This is a genomic window from Secundilactobacillus paracollinoides, from assembly GCF_001702155.1.
Classification (GTDB): domain Bacteria; phylum Bacillota; class Bacilli; order Lactobacillales; family Lactobacillaceae; genus Secundilactobacillus; species Secundilactobacillus paracollinoides.
This window is the reverse complement of record NZ_CP014912.1, coordinates 2,856,014-2,875,808: the sequence shown is the minus strand read 5'-3', so window position 1 is coordinate 2,875,808 and position 19,795 is coordinate 2,856,014. Positions and strand designations below refer to the sequence as shown.

Sequence of the window (19,795 nt, the reverse complement as noted above, 5' to 3'; positions counted from 1 at the left end):
TACAATGTGCTCGGCGCTTTTTGACGCTTATAAGTTTAGATCTTGTTTGTACCTAAGTGGTGACAGACCAGTGGCCTTCGTGATCAAATCAGCTGTTAAGTCACGATAGCGTTTAAGCCCTAATTCGGCTTGCGCGGTGCTGACTTTGGTGAGGTATGCAGCTAATTCAACACCATCTAAGTCTTGACCAACGTGATCAGCTTCAATAACCGCTTGGCCAAACTGCTGGTTTAAGTCCTTTTGCACGTCAGATAATAGGCCGCCAAATTCGTGGTAGTGGCTATCGACCATAACACCAGCCTGTTTATAGACCCAATAGGCAGAATCTGGTTGATAAGAGACCTTATCACTTGTTTGATAGGCGGCTGGCGTAGATAGGATGCCCGCATAGAAGGGCACGTAGACGCTTTGCGCTGCGACGCCCATAGCCAGCCAATGGATGCCTGCTAATTCTGGTTGCGCGAATTGTCTCAATTGCAGAACATGGGATTCCTGAGTCGTTGCAAGGCTAACGGGTCGGAATCGTTTACGGTCTTCTGGGCTGCCGCTGCCGATAGGATCGTAGGCGGTGCCTTGGTAGTGAGAACTTAAGAAAGTCTTAGCATCATCGACTGATAAAAGATTGGTTGCTTGCCGCAAGAATGGTAGGTCATAGCTGTTGACAGCCTGACTGATTTCAGGGTTGAACATTTTTTGTCCATACCAGACCCGTGGTAGGTTATAGTAGGTATCCATCTGGTTTGCGGTGCCAAAAATTTTCCGGAAGTTGAACCCCTGACGAACAGGATTTAGCGCATAATTTGAAACGAATTTCTGGATGCCAGGGTGCCACATGAAGTTGTCAGGATCAGCGAAATCAATTTCTTGAATGGCCATTTGGTTGGCAATCACGGCGTAACTATCATCTGGAATTCGCTGGGCGACCCAGTAGTGGCCGGAGCCGGTCTCGAAATACCACGCTTCATTTTGGTCAGCAAACAGAATGCCGTTTGATTCATCAGTACCATAGGTCGCGACAATCGTGCCGAGACGTTTCACACCTTCGCGTGCTGATTTGATATAGGGGAGTGTGACCGTAATCATGGCCTCTTCACCAATGCCGTCTTTGACAAGCGGATCAGCTGCTAAAACGCGCGCGTTTGCGTAAGTACTTTCAGTCGCACTCATCGCAACGCCATATTCGTTAATGCCGTCTTCTTCAAACAATCCATATTTAGTGGTCCACTCAGGCGTTGCCGTATACTTGGCTGCCTGCGTTGGCAGCGGCATTGAAAAGGCGTTATCCTGGGAAGTGAATACTTGTGAGTCGTCGTGCGTCACAGCCGGATGGACCACAAAGTTCTTTGGCCACGCCGGACGTGAATCTTCGTTTCGGCCAATGATTACAGAGCCGTCAACTGTCGCGTTTTTACCGATCAAGATACTGGTACATGCTGAGAATGGTTCAGATTGCACAATAATCCCTCCAATAAACTCGTATTGATACCTGTATTCTATCATTAACCTTGGCAAATAAACATTAACACGCCGTGAACCTGCTCATGCAAATTTAACCGGCAAAACGGTAGTACAGTGGCGGGATTTATGGTATAAATAGTACCTTATGTTATTCGTTAAAAAAGAAGGGTGGACCTGCAGATGCAATTAAAAATTGACCAGAAAGATCTTGCGCTTAAAGTAGCGTTGATGGTGGGCTCATCCCTCATCAGTGCCTTTGCGCTGAACGCCTTTTTGATTCCAGGGAACATTTTCAGTGCCGGGATCAATGGGGTGTCACAAATTTTATCTCTGTTACTCAAAAATGTGTTTCACCTGACCGTCAATACTGGGTGGCTGATCCTGCTGTTTAACATTCCGATTGGCATTTTAGGGTGGGCAAAAATTGGCCGCGGGTTTACGATCTATAGCTTTTTAACCTCGTTTCTGACGTCATTTTTAGCAATTGTCATGCCCATTCAAAGTGTTGCGGGGCACAACCCGTTACTGAGTGCACTGTTCGGTGGTATCTTAACTGGAATTGGTGTTGCCTATCCTTTGAAGTATGGCTTTTCCACCGGTGGAATGGACATCGTGGCTGTGGTGCTGGAAAAAACAACGGGGAAAACGATCGGCACCTTAATGATGGTCACGAATTCTGTCATCGTGCTGATTGCAGGAACCAAATTTGGCTGGGAAAACGCTCTGTATACGATCATCTCGATTTACGCAATGTCACGGGTTGTGGACGCCATTCATACTCGGCACCAAAAGCTCACTGCCTTTATCGTGACGACCAAGACAAATGAGGTCATTGATGGCTTGCACGACACGCTGATTCGCGGTATCACGATCATGCCAGGTGAAGGGTCCTACAAACGGCGCCCAGGGTCAGTCCTGATGGTTGTCATTTCGCGTTATGAACTGTACGAATTAGAACACGTTGTTAAGTCAGTTGATCCGCAGTCCTTCGTCAACTTGGTCAATACAATTGACATTGAAGGGAACTTCTACGATGAGACAGAACAACTAAAAGTACGAAATCAATCCACTCATTGAAATTTAATGAAAAACCGAGTATAATTTTGAGCAATTAACTAAGAAGGAGCGTTTTAAAAAATGCCAATTGTACACATTGACCTCATCGCAGGTCGTTCACAAGAACAACTTAAAAACCTTGTTAAGGACGTTACTGACGCCGTTTCAAAGAACACTGGTGCACCAGCAGAACACGTCCACGTCATCTTAAGCGAAATGGCAACCAACCGGTATAGTGTTGGTGGCGTTTTGAAGAGTGATGAAAAGTAGTAGAGTGCAGAACAAACCGTTTAGATAGCGGAACAGAAGGGCACTAATCAATGAAATCCCGGGTTTGGATTTTATTAATTAGTGCCCTTCTGTGGTAGCTATCTGGTTTGTGGCGCACGTTTCGGCTCGAGGACAGGAGAGCGGGAACTAAGTCTCTTTACCTTATTTTTATGTATTATTATATTGAGAAACAGTGGGTTACTCTTTGTATAAGTGGGCTTCTCTCCTAAATAACGTCTCTTAATTTCCAGAATTTTTACCTGATTCCTTCTGGGCCTCTCAGTCGAAACGTGTTCCAGGCAACGGGAGGCCATGTAACGGGCTCTGACGGAAATACCAAGTTCGGGCATTTCTGCCAGGATAGTGGTACTCACCTATATTGCCGAAACGTGTTCCAGAAGGCAAGGGGCGGCCATGTAACGGACTCTGATGGAAATGCCAAGTTCGGGCATTTCCATCAGAGTCCGTTACATGGCTGCCCCTTAAGCGCCTTCTTCCACACTCTTGTTTTTATTTTAACGTTTTTTAATTGGCGTAACCGCTTTTATTAGGTATACTAGGGAAAGATACAGTTTCAAAACGCAGATTATAAATGATTGAATGAATGGAGACGGCTAACATGAATGACGAACAGTACATAATGGCAATCGACGAAGGAACCACGAGTACTAGGGCGATTCTGTTTAATCGTGATGGGAAAATTGTGGGGCAGGCGCAGCGTGAATTTCACCAGTATTTTCCAAAGCCGGGCTGGGTTGAACATGACGCAACCGAAATTTGGAGCGCAGTTCAGTCTGTTGTCTCTGACGCTGTCATCAACGCTAAAGTCCAACCTTATAAAGTTCGCGGCATTGGAATCACTAACCAACGGGAAACCACGATTGTTTGGGATAAACAAACTGGCGAACCAGTCTATCACGCAGTAGTTTGGCAATCGAAGCAAACCAGTGATATTGCTGATGCTCTTAAGGAAAAGGGCTACGCGGACCTGATTCACCAAAAAACCGGTCTGGTTATCGATTCTTACTTTTCCGCAACTAAAATCATGTGGATCCTAGATAACGTTCCCGGTGTCCGTGAACGCGCGGAAAAGGGCGAGTTACTGTTTGGGACAATTGACACGTGGATCCTTTGGAAACTTAGCGGTGGTCGAATCCATGCCACTGACTATACGAATGCCAGCCGGACAATGCTTTTTAACATTCACGATCTTAAATGGGATGAAGAGATTCTTGATTTATTGAACATTCCTGCAAGCTTGCTGCCGGAAGTCCACTCGTCATCAGAAATCTATGGCTATACAGCCGGATACACCTTCTTCGGTCTTCAGGTACCCATTGCCGGCATTGCTGGGGACCAGCAGGCGGCCTTATTTGGGCAAACTGCTTACGATAAAGGATCGGTTAAAAACACTTACGGGACTGGGGCGTTCATTGTGATGAACACTGGGACCGAACCAACCTTGTCAGATAAAGGCTTGTTAACCACGATTGCGTACGGCGTCAATGGTGAGATCACATATGCGCTCGAAGGAAGTATTTTCGTTGCGGGTTCAGCTGTTCAATGGCTGCGTGATGGGATGCGGTTGTTTGAGCATGCCTCAGAGTCCGAGAAGATGGCCGTTGACGCAAAAACAACCGGCGATGTGTATGTCGTTCCGGCCTTCACAGGGCTTGGTGCACCGTACTGGGATCAAGAAGTACGTGGTGCAGTCTTTGGCCTTACCCGCGGGACGACCCGTGAACAATTTATCCGCGCCACACTGGAAGCCATTGCGTACCAGACACGCGATGTTGTCGATACCATGAGTGCTAATACCGGAATCGATATTAAGACGCTCAGCGTTGACGGTGGGGCCGCTAATAATGATTTCTTAATGCAGTTCCAAGCAGATATTTTAAATACCCACATTCAACGCGCAGCAATTGCTGAAACGACCGCGTTAGGCGCTGCTTACTTAGCAGGGCTGGCTGTAGGGTTCTGGGATAGTATGGACGAAATTAAAAACATGCATCAGATCGGCAGTACCTTTGATCCGCAAATGGATGAGGATGCTCGCCACCAATGCTATCAAGGCTGGCAAGCAGCCGTAAAGGCGACGCAGCTTTTTAAACCTAATGAAACACTGTAACAGTTTTACTCAGATCTAGCGATAACCGGCGTTCACGCGAATGCCGGTTTTTGTTTGAGTCAGAAGAAAAGACATAAGGAGATGATCATTTGCGGCTTTTAGTCACTGGTGGTGCCGGATTTATTGGCAGCAATTTTATTCACTACGTTTTAAAAAAATATGACGACATTACACTCTTAAACGTTGATAAGTTGACCTACGCCGCCAATTTGGCATCGCTGGCTGATATTCAGGACGATTCACGCTATACGTTTATCAAGCTAGACATTACCCAAACAGACGACTTAAGAAAATTAATTGACCAGTACGGGATTACGCACATCATCAATTTTGCAGCGGAATCACACGTTGACCGTAGTATCGAAGACGCGTCGGTGTTTTATCACAGTAATGTGCAGGGGGTCATGAGTTTACTGCAGATCTTACAAAAACGACCAGCACTCCGGCTGCTGCAAGTTTCAACTGATGAGGTCTATGGCGATATACCACTTGCGCAATGTCCCGTCTCTGAATCGGCACCGTTAGCACCAAGCAGTCCCTATGCTGCTTCAAAGGCAGCTGCTGATCTAATGGTTCACGCGTATTGTCGCACCTACGATGTCAATGCGGTCATCACCCGATCGGCAAATAACTATGGCCCGTATCAAAACGTTGAAAAATTGATTCCTAAAATGATTAGTCAAGCGCTTTTAAAACACCCACTGCCAATTTACGGGACGGGGGAAAACATCAGAGACTGGCTTTTTGTATTAGACAATTGCCGAGCACTCGACCTTGTGTTGCGTTCGGGGCATTCTGGTGATATTTATAACATTGCGGCTCACGAGGAACTGACGAATAATGAGATCGTGTCAGAAATCTGTCAACTTACACATGCAGATAAAGGCTTGATTCAGTATGTCAACGACCGGCCCGGACATGATCTGCGGTACGCTATTGCAACTGATAAAATTAATCAACAATTAGGATGGCGACCCACAGTAACGTTCTCAGATGCAATTAAACAGACAGTTGTATGGTACAAAAACCATTTGGAATGGTGGACGCCGTTAAATCAATAAGCTGGTTAACACAGCAATCAAACCGAATGAAATGACTCATCTACATCCTGTTCTGACGTTTGCTGTATAATACAAAAACAAGGCCAGTCAGAAAGTATCCATTTCTGACTGGCCTTGTTTTTAATGTCGCCTTACGCTGTAACCGTCTTTTCAAGATGAAAGGCCTTTTGCAAATAGTCGGCTAAGCCGTCCTCCTCGTTCGTGTATGCTGTTTCATCATTCGCAATCGCTTTTAAATGCGCGGTTGCGTTTTTCATGGCAACACCAGTACCTGCGTATTCGATCATATCGTTGTCATTCTGTTCATCACCAAAAGCAATAACGTCCTCACGCTTAATATCATAGAGGTGCGCAAGAAACTCTACACCAACAGCTTTTTGAATGCCCTTGGCGCCCATTTCAATGACGCTGTTTGGACCGCCCCAAGAATTTACATCGACCTGATCGCCATAGTGTTCGTGCACGTACGCAATAAATCGAGGCTGAGCGTCGCGTTTTAAAGCAATGGTGAGGCTAGTTGGATTTTGTTGTAATGATTGGCGGGTGAGCACCTGCTGCTTGGTGAGTGCAGACGGGAAAAAGCCATATACCAGCGACTTAGTTTGGTTTGCTAAAAAGAGTGTTTTGCCTTCAGCAGCCATGGCTTCAACGTCAAATTCACGCTGATGCTGCATGAGATCAAATACAATTTCGCGATTAAAAGTGTACTGGTACTCCTTATCCCAATGTTTGTGAGGCAAATGACCCAGCGAGCCGTTGAAATTGATCATCGGTGTTTTTAGACCCAGCTGATCATAAAATTGCTGCGAGATCCGGTTCGGTCGACCGGTCACAATACTGACGATGTGGCCCGCGGCAGCAACCTGTTGAATCGTTTTGATCGTTGTCGGTGAGAGGGCAGCATCGTTGTTTAACGTTGTCCCATCAAGGTCAAGCGCAATTAACTTTCGTTTCAAATCAACACATCCAGTTCTTTTGAGTTTATCCTGCTCACTATACCATAGAATGGTCTAGAGGTCATCTGACGGCACCTTCAGTGGCGTTCAGGCTAGAAATGTCGTATACTTTTCCAGAATGATTAAATAGAGATTGGAGTCATACCGTGAATTTACCAGAAGATTTCATTAAAAAATATACCCAGCTTTTAGGTGACGAAGCCCCAGCATTTTTGGCGAGCTTTGACCAACCTGAGTATAGTGGGTTTCGAATCAACCCATTGCGGGCATCCTTGCCAAAAAACGTGGACCTATCACAACCAGTGCCATATACAAAATGGGGCTACTACGGCAAAGTAACCGGTCATACGGTTGCGCATCAATCGGGTGCTGTGTATAGTCAGGAACCAAGTGCCATGTTCGTTGGCGAAACAGCCCATCCCGTTGAAGGCGACCGTGTGTTAGACCTGTCGGCTGCCCCTGGTGGGAAAACAACGCATTTGGGCAGCTTTTTAAACAATACTGGCTTACTCGTCAGCAACGAGATTATGCCAAAACGCGCAAAAGTATTATCTGAAAATGTTGAGCGGTTTGGGTTAACGAACACGCTGGTTTTGAATGAAACGCCTGAAGTGATTGCCAAACATTTTCCGGCCTACTTTGACAAGATAGTGGTTGATGTGCCCTGTTCTGGTGAAGGGATGTTTCGAAAGGATCCCGAAGCCATATCATACTGGTCGCTGGACTACCCGAAGGCTTGCACAGAACGCCAACGCATGATTTTAGCTGAAGCGGTTAAAACGATCAAGCCTGGCGGTGAACTTGTGTATTCCACCTGCACGTTTGCGCCGGAGGAAGACGAACAGATTATTGCGTGGCTGCTGGAAACGTACCCGCAATTTGAGATTGTGCCGATCGATAAACCAGCCGGCATTGTTGATGGTCGGCCAAATTGGGCTGACGGGAACCCTGACTTAGCGGGAACTGCACGCCTGTTTCCGCATTTGATGAAGGGCGAAGGACACTTTGTAGCGAAATTACGCCTGAATGCGCCACTTGTTGCAGAACAAAAAGTCAGAACTGAAACGTCGCATACGAGTAAAGAAGAAAGTTTGCTTTTTAAGCAATTTGTTGCTGAAACTTTGTCACCAGCATTTCAATATGAGAGTAAGCGGCTCTTAACGTTTGGTGAACAGCTGTACTACATGCCAGACCATATGCCACGCCTCGAAAAATTGCGTGTCGTGCGTCCTGGCTTGCACTTAGGGACATTGAAGAAGGGCAGGATAGAACCCAGCTACGCGCTTGGATTAGCCTTGAAACCGGAAGAAATTAAGCAGAAACTAGAAATTACACCAGAGGAATGGCAGCTGGTCGTTCACGGCGATATCTTCAAGCGTGATGACCTCCCAATCAAAAAGGGGTGGGTAAGACTGGTCTGTGAAGATCAGCCGATCGTGTTTGCGAAGGTTGTTGGTAATACTGTGAAGAATTTCTTTCCGAAGGGGTTGAGGTTCAAGGTGTAGAGCGTGGAGGAACGCGTTTCGGCAATATAACAGAGAAGGGCGATAACGCACTCTACTCGATCAGAATTGGTAAATTTAGATTTTTGTCAAAAATGATTTACTTCCATCCAACTACCTAATCAGAAAACATTAGAAACCAAAAAAGCCAATGCCCGCAGCATTGGCTTTTTGTATATAACAATTTAAAATTCAAATCTCAATGCCACGCTGCTGCATATAGTCCACAAGCGGTTGGTCAAAAACCACCGGCACTTGTGTCAAAGCACCAACATTTTTTGCACCAACCAGCAACATCAGTTGTTTGAACTGTTGTAACCATTCTTGGAACCAAACGATTGTGGCATCTAAGTCAGTTTGAATCAGATGGTGCAGCACTTCGCCTGCCATCGCCACACAGTCGGCGCCTAAAACAAGCGCTTTAATGGCATCTAAAGGCGTCTTGATACCGCCGCTTGCAATGATCACCGGCTTCGTTTTCAATCGTCGCATTTCCAAAAGGGATTCAACGGTAGTGAGTCCCCAGTCAGCGAGGTAGGCCATATCCTTATCACCACGACGAAAGTTTTCAATTTTCGCAAAATCAGTCCCGCCACGGCCGCTAATATCGACTGCCTGCACGCCAACGCTCATAAGTTGCTGGACCGTTTCAGCAGTCATGCCAAATCCAACTTCCTTAACAATAACCGGCACATTGAGGTCTGCCACAAGCTGTTGAATGTTTTTGAGCCAGCGAAAATCTTGGTCGCCCTCTGGCATGACCGTCTCTTGTGCGGCATTAATGTGGAGTTGAAGGGCGTTTGCTTGAATCATGTCAATCGCCGTCTTGGCGGCTTTTAGGCTATGATTAGCGCCCATGTTGGCAAAAAGAATGCCAACCGGATCATTGAGACGCGCAACACTGAAGGTTGCAGCGAGTTCCGGTTCACGAATGGCAACACTTTGCGACCCGACTGCCATGGGCAGGTTAACCGCCTTAGCAAGCTGACTTAACAGGTCATTTAGCCGACCAGTACGCTCACTGCCGCCCGTCATTGCTTCGATCATGACAGGAAATGGCAATTGAAAGGTGCCCAGTTTAACCTGGGTGTTGATATCAGTTAGTGCCAGTTCAGGCAAGCTCTCATGAATCAGGCGCACTTGTTTAAACCCCTGGTCATCGGGTTGCTGATAAAACTTTTCTGCAAGCGACACGTGTTCATCTTTACGATGTGATTGTTTGGAAGTCATTCGCTATTCCTCTACAGTGTGGACGTTAAACGCTAATGGTGTGACGTGATGCGCTTGCCAATCAGCAATCAAGGCATCGATATCTTTGGCCTTATCGATCAGTGCGATTCCGCAGTCACCACCACCGGCACCGGACGTTTTCGCAGCGCCGCCGTGGGCTTCAGCAAGGTCACAGAGTGTCTTTAACAACGGCGTTTCAATATGGACGTGCGTAAAACTATCCAGTTCGTTTAAAATACGGCGGTTCATGGTCAATTCTCGTTGAATTGCTGCAAGATCCTGGTGTCTAAATTCATCGACCATGCGGTTCAAACAAGCCTGACTATTCGTTAAAAAGGCTTGGTAATCTGCGTGCTGTTTGGCCTTATTCAGGGCAACTCGGTCAACGAGATGCGAGGTCGAGGCAGGTGATCCGGTCCAACCGACAAGCAGTTTTAAGTTTTCTGGTGGGGTCAATAATTCAACCTCAAGGCCCGGCCATTTTTGGTCTAAGAGGTCGGCAAACGAGTACGTTTTCCGCGCCAATTTTAACCACTCGCGGTCAAAGGAGTGGTAGGCGATCCAGCCGCCATACACACTGGCCGCAATATCACCCAATGAGCCGTTACCCTGAACATCAAAGTGTGCAATCGCTGCTAATTTAAATAACCGATTGTGATCAACGGGTAAGTGATAAAACTTACAGAGGGCTTTAATGGTCGCAACCGTCACAGCGGCGGAAGAGCCTAACCCGTATTTGCGACCGTCAGAACTGTCCAGATCACTTTCAACGGTGAGGTGGTAGATGCCTAAAGGCTGTTTCAAAATTTTTGCGTAATCTTCAGTCACTTTAATGGCGGACAAAATGTAGTGGAAGGGATTATCACGGTTATCAAACACCATTTCCCCGTCTTCACGCCGCCAGTAAATCGAATTTTCTTGATACTGTGCGGACACAATACTGCCGATTTGGTCAGCCGTTTGAATGCTGACCGTGACAAATTGATCCAGGGCGACAATAATTGCGGGGGAACCTGTTTCCACAACGGCATATTCGCCAGCAATATAGAGTTTACCTGGGGCTTTCACAGAAATCAAAAACATCATGTCCTTTCGTCAGTTACACTTTAGTTAAGTTGATGGTGCGCTAATCGGTGATAAAGGTCAAGCCAGGACCAGGGTGGACCACTAAAACAGCATCTTCACCGAAGGCCGATTGAAGACTGCTGACCACCTTTTCAACAGCCAGTTTTTGACACAACACCTTAATATTGGGACCCGCATCGATCGTAAAATAACACGGATAACCAGCTGCTCGCAGGTCAGTAATAATGGCCATGGCGCGCAGCGTATCAGCGTTAAAGTATGTAAAGCTTGGGTCGGCACTAAGATTGAGCGCATGCATGCGCATGGCATTTTCCTCACTCACGTGACCAAGTGTCTCAAAGTCCTTGTCGTTAATTGCCTTGCGAACTGTTTCGAAATCTTGGGTTGCAGTTTGAACCCAGGCAGGGTAGTACGGCGATGTCTTAACGGCCGCCCGCATGCCTTGGCGACTAGAGATCTTTTTAGCAGCTGTAGTTAGAACCACCGCCACGACGGCAATGTCCCAATTAACGTTTTCAGCGATGGGATAGCCATAAGAGTCTTCGTCATTGTGCCCCATTTGCCAGGCCGCAAACCCGCCAAAAATCGAACGAGTTGCCGATCCAGAGCCGCGGCGTGCAAGCCGTGACAGGTCACGGGGTGCTAATTGCAATCCAGCTGCCCGACTTGCTGCACCAGCCAGTGCTGCGAAGCCTGAAGCTGAAGAAGCAAGTCCCGCAGCAGTGGGGACGTGGTTCGTCGTTTCTACGCTAGCAAATTCAGTAATGCCAGCAAGATCCCGAACCACATTTAAAAAGCGGCTGATCTTCCGCTGGGCATCACCAGTTAAGGTGCGCCCATTAAACGTGATTTGATCAGCCGCCAATTCGTCCCTAAATTGGACAGCAGTATCCGTATAAAATTGATCAAGTGTTAACGAGAGACTTGAATTTTGTGGAATAATGAGGTCTTCGTCTTTTTTGCCCCAGTATTTTACCAGAGCAATGTTTGTGTGTGCCCGTGCTTTAACGGGTAACGTTGTCGGTTTCATCAGCTAATTCCTCACTTAATAGTGGTTGAACCCAAGTTGCGGTTGCGCCGGCATCACTGAGTGCTTGCTTCACGCGTTGGGCAACGTGGATGTCTTCAACGAGACAGATCATGCAGCCACCCATGCCGCCACCGGTCAATTTTGCGCCTAATGCGCCGTTGGTCTTGGCAATTTGAATTAACTTATCAAGGGTCGGGTGGCTGACACCTAACGCCTTTAATTGTACCTGTGCAGCGTCTAAAATGGTACCTGATTTTTGAATTGCATTGTGCCCCAGAGCGTCCTTAGCATCTTTTGTGAGACGGCCAAGTTCGGCAATGAGCTTCTTAGCGCGCCGTGGGTGCCGTTTAAGAATCTTGCCCACACTCGCGACAGCTGACCCAGTTTGCCCATAAATGCCGCTATCGGCAATGACCATGTACCCGCCAAGATGAAACGGCAATGATTTAGGTGTTTCCCCAGTAACGAACCAGACTGGTGCTGATGCACTGGCAGTTGCGACATCTAGGCCGCTTGGATTGCCGTGAATAATGTGTTCAGAAATATCAGCGTCTGACAGGAGCTGTTCGTGGGTGAGTGGCACCTTTAAATAAGCATAGAGTGCTCGAATAGTCGCAACCGCTGTGGCGGCAGATGACCCCATGCCCCGTTCAGCAGGTAGTTGGCTTCTAATTTCAAGGGTAAAGCCTGCTTGCTGCTGGTTGAAACGCGCAAGCAGGACATCTAACAGATGGTTGATACCATTAAGTTGAATGGGCGCATCACTGCGGTTGCCAGAAAAGTAGCGGCTGATCAGCCACTGCTGGTTCCCACTACGTTCCGTAATGGTAACGGTGGTTTTAACAGCAGGCAAGGGCAGCGCAATAGCGGGTTGGTGATACACCACGCTGTGTTCACCGATTAAGATAATTTTGGCATGACTTGTGCCAGTAGCCGAAATAGGCAACGTGACGACCCCTTTCAATGGTAAATTTAATCGCGTTTTTCTTCCTCAAAGTACGCAAACACACTGTATCATACTCTTTTTTGGGGATAAACGCTAGAATGCAATCATTAGGAAAAATTAAAGAGCGCGGAAGAAAGCGGTTAGAAGGTGGAGCGCAACTGGACGCTGCCATAAATTCCTGGTTTTGGAATTTGTGGTAGTGTCCAGTTGCGTGCAACCTTCTGCTTTCAGGAGCGCGTTTCGGCTTGGTAACCAAGAAAGAATTGCACGTTTCGACATAGCATTAAAATCAAATTAATTCCAATTATCAGCAATTCCAATTATCAGCAATAGTAATTTCAACACCTAGCAACTAATCAAGAATTAAAGTAATGCTAACAATATCATTATTCATGATCTATCAGTGGTTATTCAACTCAAAACACAAGTGAAAAATAGCCACCATGAACGATTCATAGAAGTCTTAGAAACAAATAACCAGGCCGCTTCCAGGCCACCACGCCAAAACGAATTTCGCAAACCAAAGACTTGCACAGATACGGACACGTTAGGCAATCCAGACCCGGTATGACCTAACATCGTCCGTATCTGCTCCAGTCTTTAACCGGTTTGCTCCACTCTCTCACCACTTTTATGACGGAATGTAGTATGATGTTTAGGGCAAGTAATGAAAAGATTTGGTGAATAAAACTATGGATACTAATACAATTTATGCCATCGTTGATATTGAAACCACGGGGACAAACGTGGCCGATGGTAATCGCATTATCCAATTTGGCGCTGTTTTAGTTCAAAACGGCCAAATTATTAATAAGTTTGCAACGGATGTTAATCCGCAACAATCAATTCCAGAACCCATTAAGGCCTTAACGGGTATCACGGATGAGCAGGTTAAACACGCACCGCTGTTTGACGACGTTGCTGGAACGATTTATAGCCTCCTCAGTGGCACCGTTTTTGTTGCGCACAACGTTAACTTTGATTTTCCCTTCGTGAATGCTGAACTCGAACGAGTGGGGTATCCCGTGTTACCGATCGAAGCGATTGATACGGTCACGTTGAGTCAGATTCTTCTGCCAACGGTGGACAGTTATCGGCTTCATGACCTGAGCAGCTACCTGAGCATTCAACACGATCATCCGCACTCTGCAGATGACGATGCTTTGGTGACCGCCAAACTATTGATCGTTCTTTTAAAGCGTTTGACGTCGTTACCGATCGTCACCCTGCAACAAATGGTCGCCGTCAATGCAGACCTGCCGCAACAGACCGCAAAATTGTTTGACTGGGCTCTACACGATGCACGAAAACGTCACGAGTCACTAGCTGATGATCTGATCGTCACTAACGGGTTAGCGTTGCGCAAAAACAAGGTATTAAATGAAACTGATGACCATGAGTATACGTTTCCGCGGACGAAGAAAAGTAAGCTGAAACTTTATCCAAAGTACTTGGAGTGGCGCACAGATCAGGCCAAGATGATGAATTTGATCTACCGCCAGTATACGGTGCCTAAAACGCAGAACCAGCCATTAATTATTGAAGCGCCGACCGGTACCGGTAAGAGTCTGGGCTACACGTTACCGCTGGCTTATTTAGCACGTCATGAAGACCACCAAGTTGTTATTGCAACGGATACTGTGCTCTTACAATCGCAGCTCATGAACCAGACTTTGCCGCTATTAAATGATATTTTGCCGTTTAATATTAACGCGGTCGTCGTAAAGGGGAAACAACACTATTTAGATCTCAATCGTTTCATGACATCGTTAAAGCATCCAGAACGGTCAAAACAATCCCAACTGATCAAGTTGCGGCTGCTTGTCTGGTTAACGCAAACAGTGACCGGTGATTTAGATGAGTTACATTTCCGAAATGACCCGCCATATCTCGACGAAGTACGTCATGAAGGACTGGAAACAGTGACAGATCAGTCGCCGTTTTACGAAAATGATTTTCTGCACCGCCTTTATGCGCGTCTACCGTATGCGCAATTTATCATTATTAACCACGCGTTTTTGGTCCAGTACGCGACTTACTTTGGTGCCCACTTAAGTAAGCCGTATCTGGTCGTTGATGAGGCACAACATTTAGCAGACTATGCGTTGCGAACGAACCGACAGAAATTCGATTTTCAAGTGACGCTGAACCTGGTGCATCACCAGTTAGATCAACTAGATCCTGATAATAAGTACGGGGTGGTCACCGCGTTACATGAGCCAGCGTTTACCAGGGATTTTGCGACTATGCGCGCGTGGCTGGTTGAATTTGACCGCCAGTTGACGGCGTTAAGTGACTACTTGTTAAAAACGGTGCAGTCGAAGTTAGGCAAAATCAAGCAACCGTATAAAGAAGTGGCGCTGGATGCAGATGAATGGCAAGCGTTTAGTGAGGACCATCAGGGGTTGTTTGACCAACTGAACATCCTCGCCGAAAAGATGAAAACGTTGCTGACGACCCTGTCTCAACGGTTCGAGAGTCAGGCAGCAAAGTGGTTGCCAAGCGATAACGAGCACTTTAGCGGCTTTGCGAACAACCTGATGACGGCGTTTGATAATTGGCAACGACTTGTCACCATTCAAAAACAACCGACCATGGTCAGTGACGGCCGGGGCGCCTACCTTTACTGGGTAACGGTCAGTCAGGATCTTGAACACGTCATTATGGCGTCCAGTCTCATGTCGGTGAAGGGCTTCTTGTCACGCCAGGTCTATAGCAACTTTCAAGCACCGTTGTTCACGGGGGCAACCTTGTTCTCCTCTAACCGGTCGCAGTATCTTTACGATCAGCTTGATTTAGACCGGGAAAACGTTAAGGTGCGTCGCCTGAAATCCGATTTTAACTTTGAAAAACAGGCCAAGCTATACATCAGTAAAGACGCTCCAGATATTAAGAACGATGCCGCATATACCGACTATATCGTTGGGGCGATTCGCGGTCTGTTACGGGCCGCGAACCGGCCAACGCTGATCTTATTTAACTCGCTTGAGATGATCCAACAGGTCTACCAGCAACTTACTACTGGCAGTTACCGCGTGACACGGTTGTTGCTGGCCCAGGGTGTTTCTGGTGGTAAGGAAAAGTTGATCAAACGCTTCATGGATGAAGACAATGCCGTGCTCCTCGGGGCTGCCAGTTTTTGGGAAGGCATCGATCTGCCTCAGGAAAAACTGCAGGTGTTAGTCATTGCCCGGCTGCCATTTGATTCACCGGACCGCTTAGAGACCCAGGTGCAGTTTGCACAACTGAAGTCCGAGGGGAAGAATCCGTTTTATAATCTCTCACTCCCCAAGGCAACGTTACGACTACGTCAGGGTATCGGACGCTTGATTCGGACGCGTTCTGACTACGGCGCCGTGGTCGTTCTCGATAGTCGGCTTGTCAATCGCCACTACGGACAGACCATTATGAAGACGCTCCCTGAATCGTTGCCGGTTCTTGCCGCAGATATGCCGGTAATTACGAACGATTTAGCACAATTTTTTAAGATTCACCAAACAGGACGCCACAAATCGTGATAGTCTGCTATAATTTTAAATATTAGGCCGAAAACGGCACAATTAGACGCATCACAGGCCAGTAGGTTCCTTGGCGCTGGCCATGTAATAAAGGAGTTTTAACATGAGAAGAGAACAATTGGGACGCCGTCGACGGGGCCGTCGCGTGTTAAGCTCGATTTTAGTCATTATTGTGATCTTGATCATTGGGACATTGTGGGGGTATCATCACGCGACAGCGCCGATCAACAAAGTACGGTCACAATCGATTTCAATGGCGGAAAAATACGCGGGTCTCAAAAAAGAGTCGGCTTTCTATTGGACTAATTTGAATAAGACCTACTACACCGTTGCGGGGACCAATAAACAAAATAAGGTCATTTATGTGCTAGTCCCGCAAAAGGGCGCCCAACTGCGGGTCATGCAACAATCTGACGGATTGACGCGAAACCAAGTCCTCAGCAAGGTTTGGTCGCAGCGCAACCCTAAGAAGGTATTATCAGCAGCCCTGAGTGTCTTTAACGGTAAATCGGCATGGATCGTGAGCTACATGAATAAAAAGGGGCAGTTGTGTTACGAGACCCTGAGTTTTAAGAGCGGTAAACTGCTGCAACTGATCGAAAATATTTAACTGGTTTACGTGGCAAAAAAGTCAGCTCCCAAGTTTTTTTGAGAACTGGCTTTTGTGTCTTCATAAAATGCGGTAACATGGTTCATGGAACACTTGCAGCGCGTTAACATACTCACACACCTTTAGGAGGCGTTTTTCTTGCACTTATCAAAGAGAAGCTTACAGATTCAGCCATCAGCGACAATGAAAACTTCTGCGCAAGCTAAGCAGATGATTGCTGACGGAATCGATGTCATTAATTTGGGAATCGGTGAACCCGATTTTGAAACCCCAAGAGTCATCGAAGACGCCGCCATTAATGCCATCAATACTGGCAAGGCAAGCTTTTACACCCCGGCAGCAGGGTTAATGCCACTGCGTCAGGCAGTTGCTGATACAACGAATACTGCATATGGGTTGGATCTGACTGCAACCAACGTCGCGGTGACCACAGGTGCGAAAATGGCACTGTACGCCACTTTCCAAACCATTCTTGATCCCGGTGACGAGGTGCTCTTACCTGATCCATACTGGGTCAGCTACTCAGAACAGATCAAGTTGGCGGATGGCGTCTCCGTGCCGGTCGCAACGGGAGAGACCTTTAAGGTAACCCCCGCACAGTTAGATGAGAAACTAACGGCTAAGACCCGTGCCCTCGTTTTGAATAGCCCGCAAAATCCCACTGGTGTCATTTATGATAAAGCGGAATTGATTGCCCTAAAGGCCTGGGCTGACGCTAACGATGTGATCGTTGTAACGGATGATATTTATGGCAAGCTCACCTATAACGGTGCCACCTTTACTTCAATTGCCCAGTTAGACGACCACTTGAGTGATAATTTAATCGTCATCAATGGGGCTTCAAAAACGTACTCTATGACTGGTTGGCGAATGGGGTATGTGATTGCCCCTGATTCAGTGATCAAGCAGCTCAGTGCGTTTTTATCCCACGCTACGGGGAATCCAACCGCTGTGAGTCAGTATGCATTTTTAGCTGCGTTGCAGGGTGATCAAAGTGCCGTTGAGAAAATGCACGATGCATTCGAGGAACGGTTGAACACCATTTATCCGCTTGCAAATGCACTGCCCGGCTTTAACATGGCCGTTAAACCGCAGGGGGCGTTCTACTTATTCCCAGATATTTCTGAAGCCTTAAAACTGACTGGTATTCAGAGCACAGCTGAATTTGTGGCGCGTATTTTGGACGAAGCCCACGTGGCGCTGGTTGACGGCAACGCGTTTGGTGTGGATAATCATCTACGGATCAGTTATGCCACGGATTTAGCTTCCCTTAAAAAGGCGGTTGACCGCTTAAGCAAGTTTATGAACCAAAACATTCAATAGTTCTGGAGGAAAACACATTGGTGCAACAAATTAACATTATCGACGCAAAAGACCACGTCAATGAAAAAGTCAAAATTGGCGTATGGCTGACCAACAAACGATCAAGTGGGAAGATTGCCTTCCTGCAATTACGGGACGGAACCGAATTTTTCCAAGGCGTTGTTTTAAAGAAGAACGTCGACGAGGCTGTTTTTGAGATGGCCAAGGAAATTAAACAAGAAACCAGCATGTGGATTACAGGTGTCATTCACGAAGATGCGCGGTCAAAGTTTGGGTATGAAATTGAAGTTGAAACGATTGAAGTGGTTGGTGAAAGTCACGATTATCCGATCACGCCAAAGGAACACGGTGTTGACTTCTTGATGGACCACCGTCATCTCTGGTTACGCTCAAGTCGGCCGCACGCGATTATGACGATCAGAAACGAAGTTATTCGGGCAACGTACCAATTCTTCAATGACCATGGCTTTACCAAGATCGATGCGCCAATTTTAACGGGAAGTGCGCCTGAAGGGACGACCGACCTGTTCCATACGGAATACTTTGATCGGGATGCTTACCTTTCTCAATCAGGTCAACTGTATGAAGAAGCGGGTGCTTTAGCATTTGATAAGGTCTTCTCGTTTGGACCAACATTCCGTGCTGAAAAGTCAAAGACACGTCGGCATTTGATTGAATTTTGGATGATCGAACCCGAAATGGCCTTCATGCATCAGGAACAAAGTCTTGAGGTTCAAGAACAATACATTGCCTTCTTGGTTCAAAACGTCATCGATCACTGTGCCGGCGCCTTAAAGACCTTGGATCGCGATGTTGAAACATTGAAACGCTATACGCAATTACCTTACCCGCGGATCAGTTACGATGAAGCCATCGACCTGTTAAAGGAAAACGACTTTGACGTGGATTGGGGTTTTGATTTCGGGTCACCTGAAGAAACCTTCTTGGCTGACCATTTCGACCAACCAGTGTTCGTTTTGAACTACCCAAAGGCCATCAAGCCATTCTACATGAAGCCGCATCCAACGCGGGATGACGTTGTCATCTGTGCCGACTTGTTAGCGCCAGAAGGCTACGGAGAAATTATCGGGGGGTCAGAACGGGCAACCGATTATGATTACCTGTACGACCAAATCGTCAAAGCTGGCTTAGATCCAAAGGACTATGAATGGTACTTAGATCTAAGAAAATACGGCAGTGTGCCTCACTCAGGATTTGGATTAGGCCTAGAACGGGCCCTCACCTGGATCACAGGAGAAGACCACGTCCGTGAGACCATTCCGTTCCCAAGATTGTTGAATCGGATCTACCCGTAGAGAGTGGAGGAAAACGGTAGGAAGCGGAGTGTAAGCCAACTCTGACGGAAATGCCTGAACCTGGCATTTTCGTCAGAGTTGGCTTACATGCAGCTTTCTGTTTTCCGGAACTCGTTTCGGCTATGTCGCCTAGATAGACAATCGCTGAAACACTAGTACGCTCCAGCGCAAGTTTCAATTTAGCAGCCTATTCACAAGCAAATAATGTACAAAATCCTTAAAGAAGACAGCTATTAAACCAAATAGTTGTCTTCTTTGTCTCAAACCACTATCCTATTGAAGTTAGGACTTTATAAAAAGGA

At 46.9% G+C, this 19,795-nt stretch carries 15 protein-coding genes; 9 read left to right on the top strand and 6 right to left on the bottom strand.

Going from position 1 to position 19,795, the window contains the following annotated elements; genetic code table 11:
- Positions 1-27 precede the first annotated feature (27 nt).
- Positions 28-1,500: a C69 family dipeptidase gene (locus AYR61_RS12565; RefSeq protein WP_156770488.1), complete on the bottom strand. Its 1,473-nt coding sequence runs from the start codon at positions 1,498-1,500 to the stop codon at positions 28-30.
- Between the two features lie 138 nt (positions 1,501-1,638).
- Between AYR61_RS12565 and AYR61_RS12560 the strand changes: the two genes are divergently transcribed.
- The 4 genes from AYR61_RS12560 to rfbB all read left to right on the top strand — a co-directional run bounded on the left by AYR61_RS12560 (position 1,639) and on the right by rfbB (position 5,976).
- Positions 1,639-2,535, top strand: coding sequence for a YitT family protein (locus AYR61_RS12560; protein ID WP_083215558.1), 897 nt, complete (start codon positions 1,639-1,641; stop codon positions 2,533-2,535).
- A gap of 60 nt (positions 2,536-2,595) precedes the next feature.
- Entirely contained in the window at positions 2,596-2,784 is a 189-nt protein-coding gene (locus AYR61_RS12555; protein WP_054707118.1) for a 2-hydroxymuconate tautomerase, read from the top strand.
- 619 nt (positions 2,785-3,403) lie between these two features.
- On the top strand, positions 3,404-4,915 hold the full coding sequence (gene glpK / locus AYR61_RS12550; RefSeq protein WP_054707121.1) for a glycerol kinase GlpK: 1,512 nt from the start codon (positions 3,404-3,406) through the stop codon (positions 4,913-4,915).
- A gap of 89 nt (positions 4,916-5,004) precedes the next feature.
- Positions 5,005-5,976: a dTDP-glucose 4,6-dehydratase gene (gene rfbB / locus AYR61_RS12545; RefSeq protein ID WP_056987663.1), complete on the top strand. Its 972-nt coding sequence runs from the start codon at positions 5,005-5,007 to the stop codon at positions 5,974-5,976.
- A gap of 131 nt (positions 5,977-6,107) precedes the next feature.
- On the opposite strand, the gene AYR61_RS12540 is transcribed toward rfbB, so the two are convergent.
- Positions 6,108-6,932: a Cof-type HAD-IIB family hydrolase gene (locus tag AYR61_RS12540; protein ID WP_054707124.1), complete on the bottom strand. Its 825-nt coding sequence runs from the start codon at positions 6,930-6,932 to the stop codon at positions 6,108-6,110.
- Positions 6,933-7,078: 146 nt separating this feature from the next.
- On the opposite strand from AYR61_RS12540, the gene AYR61_RS12535 reads away from it, so the two are divergent.
- On the top strand, positions 7,079-8,437 hold the full coding sequence (locus tag AYR61_RS12535) for an RsmB/NOP family class I SAM-dependent RNA methyltransferase (protein WP_065903289.1): 1,359 nt from the start codon (positions 7,079-7,081) through the stop codon (positions 8,435-8,437).
- A 189-nt stretch (positions 8,438-8,626) separates the two neighbouring features.
- On the opposite strand, the gene fni is transcribed toward AYR61_RS12535, so the two are convergent.
- Genes fni through mvk form a run of 4 tightly spaced genes read right to left on the bottom strand, consistent with a single transcriptional unit; the run spans position 8,627 to position 12,726 of the window.
- On the bottom strand, positions 8,627-9,664 hold the full coding sequence (fni, locus tag AYR61_RS12530) for a type 2 isopentenyl-diphosphate Delta-isomerase (protein ID WP_065903286.1): 1,038 nt from the start codon (positions 9,662-9,664) through the stop codon (positions 8,627-8,629).
- A gap of 3 nt (positions 9,665-9,667) precedes the next feature.
- Positions 9,668-10,741: a phosphomevalonate kinase gene (locus tag AYR61_RS12525; RefSeq protein ID WP_065903942.1), complete on the bottom strand. Its 1,074-nt coding sequence runs from the start codon at positions 10,739-10,741 to the stop codon at positions 9,668-9,670.
- 49 nt (positions 10,742-10,790) lie between these two features.
- Positions 10,791-11,780: a diphosphomevalonate decarboxylase gene (gene mvaD, locus AYR61_RS12520; RefSeq protein WP_054707127.1), complete on the bottom strand. Its 990-nt coding sequence runs from the start codon at positions 11,778-11,780 to the stop codon at positions 10,791-10,793.
- The gene (mvk, locus tag AYR61_RS12515; RefSeq protein WP_065903283.1) at positions 11,755-12,726 is read right to left on the bottom strand and encodes a mevalonate kinase; all 972 of its coding nucleotides are present in this window, start codon (positions 12,724-12,726) and stop codon (positions 11,755-11,757) included. The genes mvaD and mvk overlap by 26 nt, the downstream gene beginning before the upstream one ends.
- Before the next feature lie 692 nt (positions 12,727-13,418).
- On the opposite strand from mvk, the gene AYR61_RS12510 reads away from it, so the two are divergent.
- The 4 genes from AYR61_RS12510 (at position 13,419) to asnS (ending at position 19,493) form a co-directional block, all read left to right on the top strand.
- Entirely contained in the window at positions 13,419-16,244 is a 2,826-nt protein-coding gene (locus tag AYR61_RS12510) for a helicase C-terminal domain-containing protein (protein ID WP_065903280.1), read from the top strand.
- Positions 16,245-16,347: 103 nt separating this feature from the next.
- Positions 16,348-16,854, top strand: a complete 507-nt coding sequence (locus tag AYR61_RS12505; RefSeq protein WP_065903277.1) for a cell wall elongation regulator TseB-like domain-containing protein — start codon at positions 16,348-16,350, stop codon at positions 16,852-16,854.
- Positions 16,855-16,992: 138 nt separating this feature from the next.
- On the top strand, positions 16,993-18,177 hold the full coding sequence (locus AYR61_RS12500; protein WP_056987667.1) for a pyridoxal phosphate-dependent aminotransferase: 1,185 nt from the start codon (positions 16,993-16,995) through the stop codon (positions 18,175-18,177).
- A gap of 20 nt (positions 18,178-18,197) precedes the next feature.
- Positions 18,198-19,493, top strand: a complete 1,296-nt coding sequence (gene asnS / locus AYR61_RS12495; RefSeq protein WP_056987704.1) for an asparagine--tRNA ligase — start codon at positions 18,198-18,200, stop codon at positions 19,491-19,493.
- Positions 19,494-19,795 lie beyond the last annotated feature (302 nt).

Excerpts from the sequence above, each read along its gene's own strand:
- AYR61_RS12565 (WP_156770488.1), bottom strand. The coding sequence starts at position 1,500 with ATGATAGAATACAGGTATCAATACGAGTTTATTGGAGGGATTATTGTG.
- AYR61_RS12560 (WP_083215558.1), top strand. The coding sequence starts at position 1,639 with ATGCAATTAAAAATTGACCAGAAAGATCTTGCGCTTAAAGTAGCGTTG.
- AYR61_RS12555 (WP_054707118.1), top strand. The coding sequence starts at position 2,596 with ATGCCAATTGTACACATTGACCTCATCGCAGGTCGTTCACAAGAACAA.
- glpK (WP_054707121.1), top strand. The coding sequence starts at position 3,404 with ATGAATGACGAACAGTACATAATGGCAATCGACGAAGGAACCACGAGT.
- fni (WP_065903286.1), bottom strand. The coding sequence starts at position 9,664 with ATGACTTCCAAACAATCACATCGTAAAGATGAACACGTGTCGCTTGCA.
- mvaD (WP_054707127.1), bottom strand. The coding sequence starts at position 11,780 with ATGAAACCGACAACGTTACCCGTTAAAGCACGGGCACACACAAACATT.
- AYR61_RS12510 (WP_065903280.1), top strand. The coding sequence starts at position 13,419 with ATGGATACTAATACAATTTATGCCATCGTTGATATTGAAACCACGGGG.
- AYR61_RS12505 (WP_065903277.1), top strand. The coding sequence starts at position 16,348 with ATGAGAAGAGAACAATTGGGACGCCGTCGACGGGGCCGTCGCGTGTTA.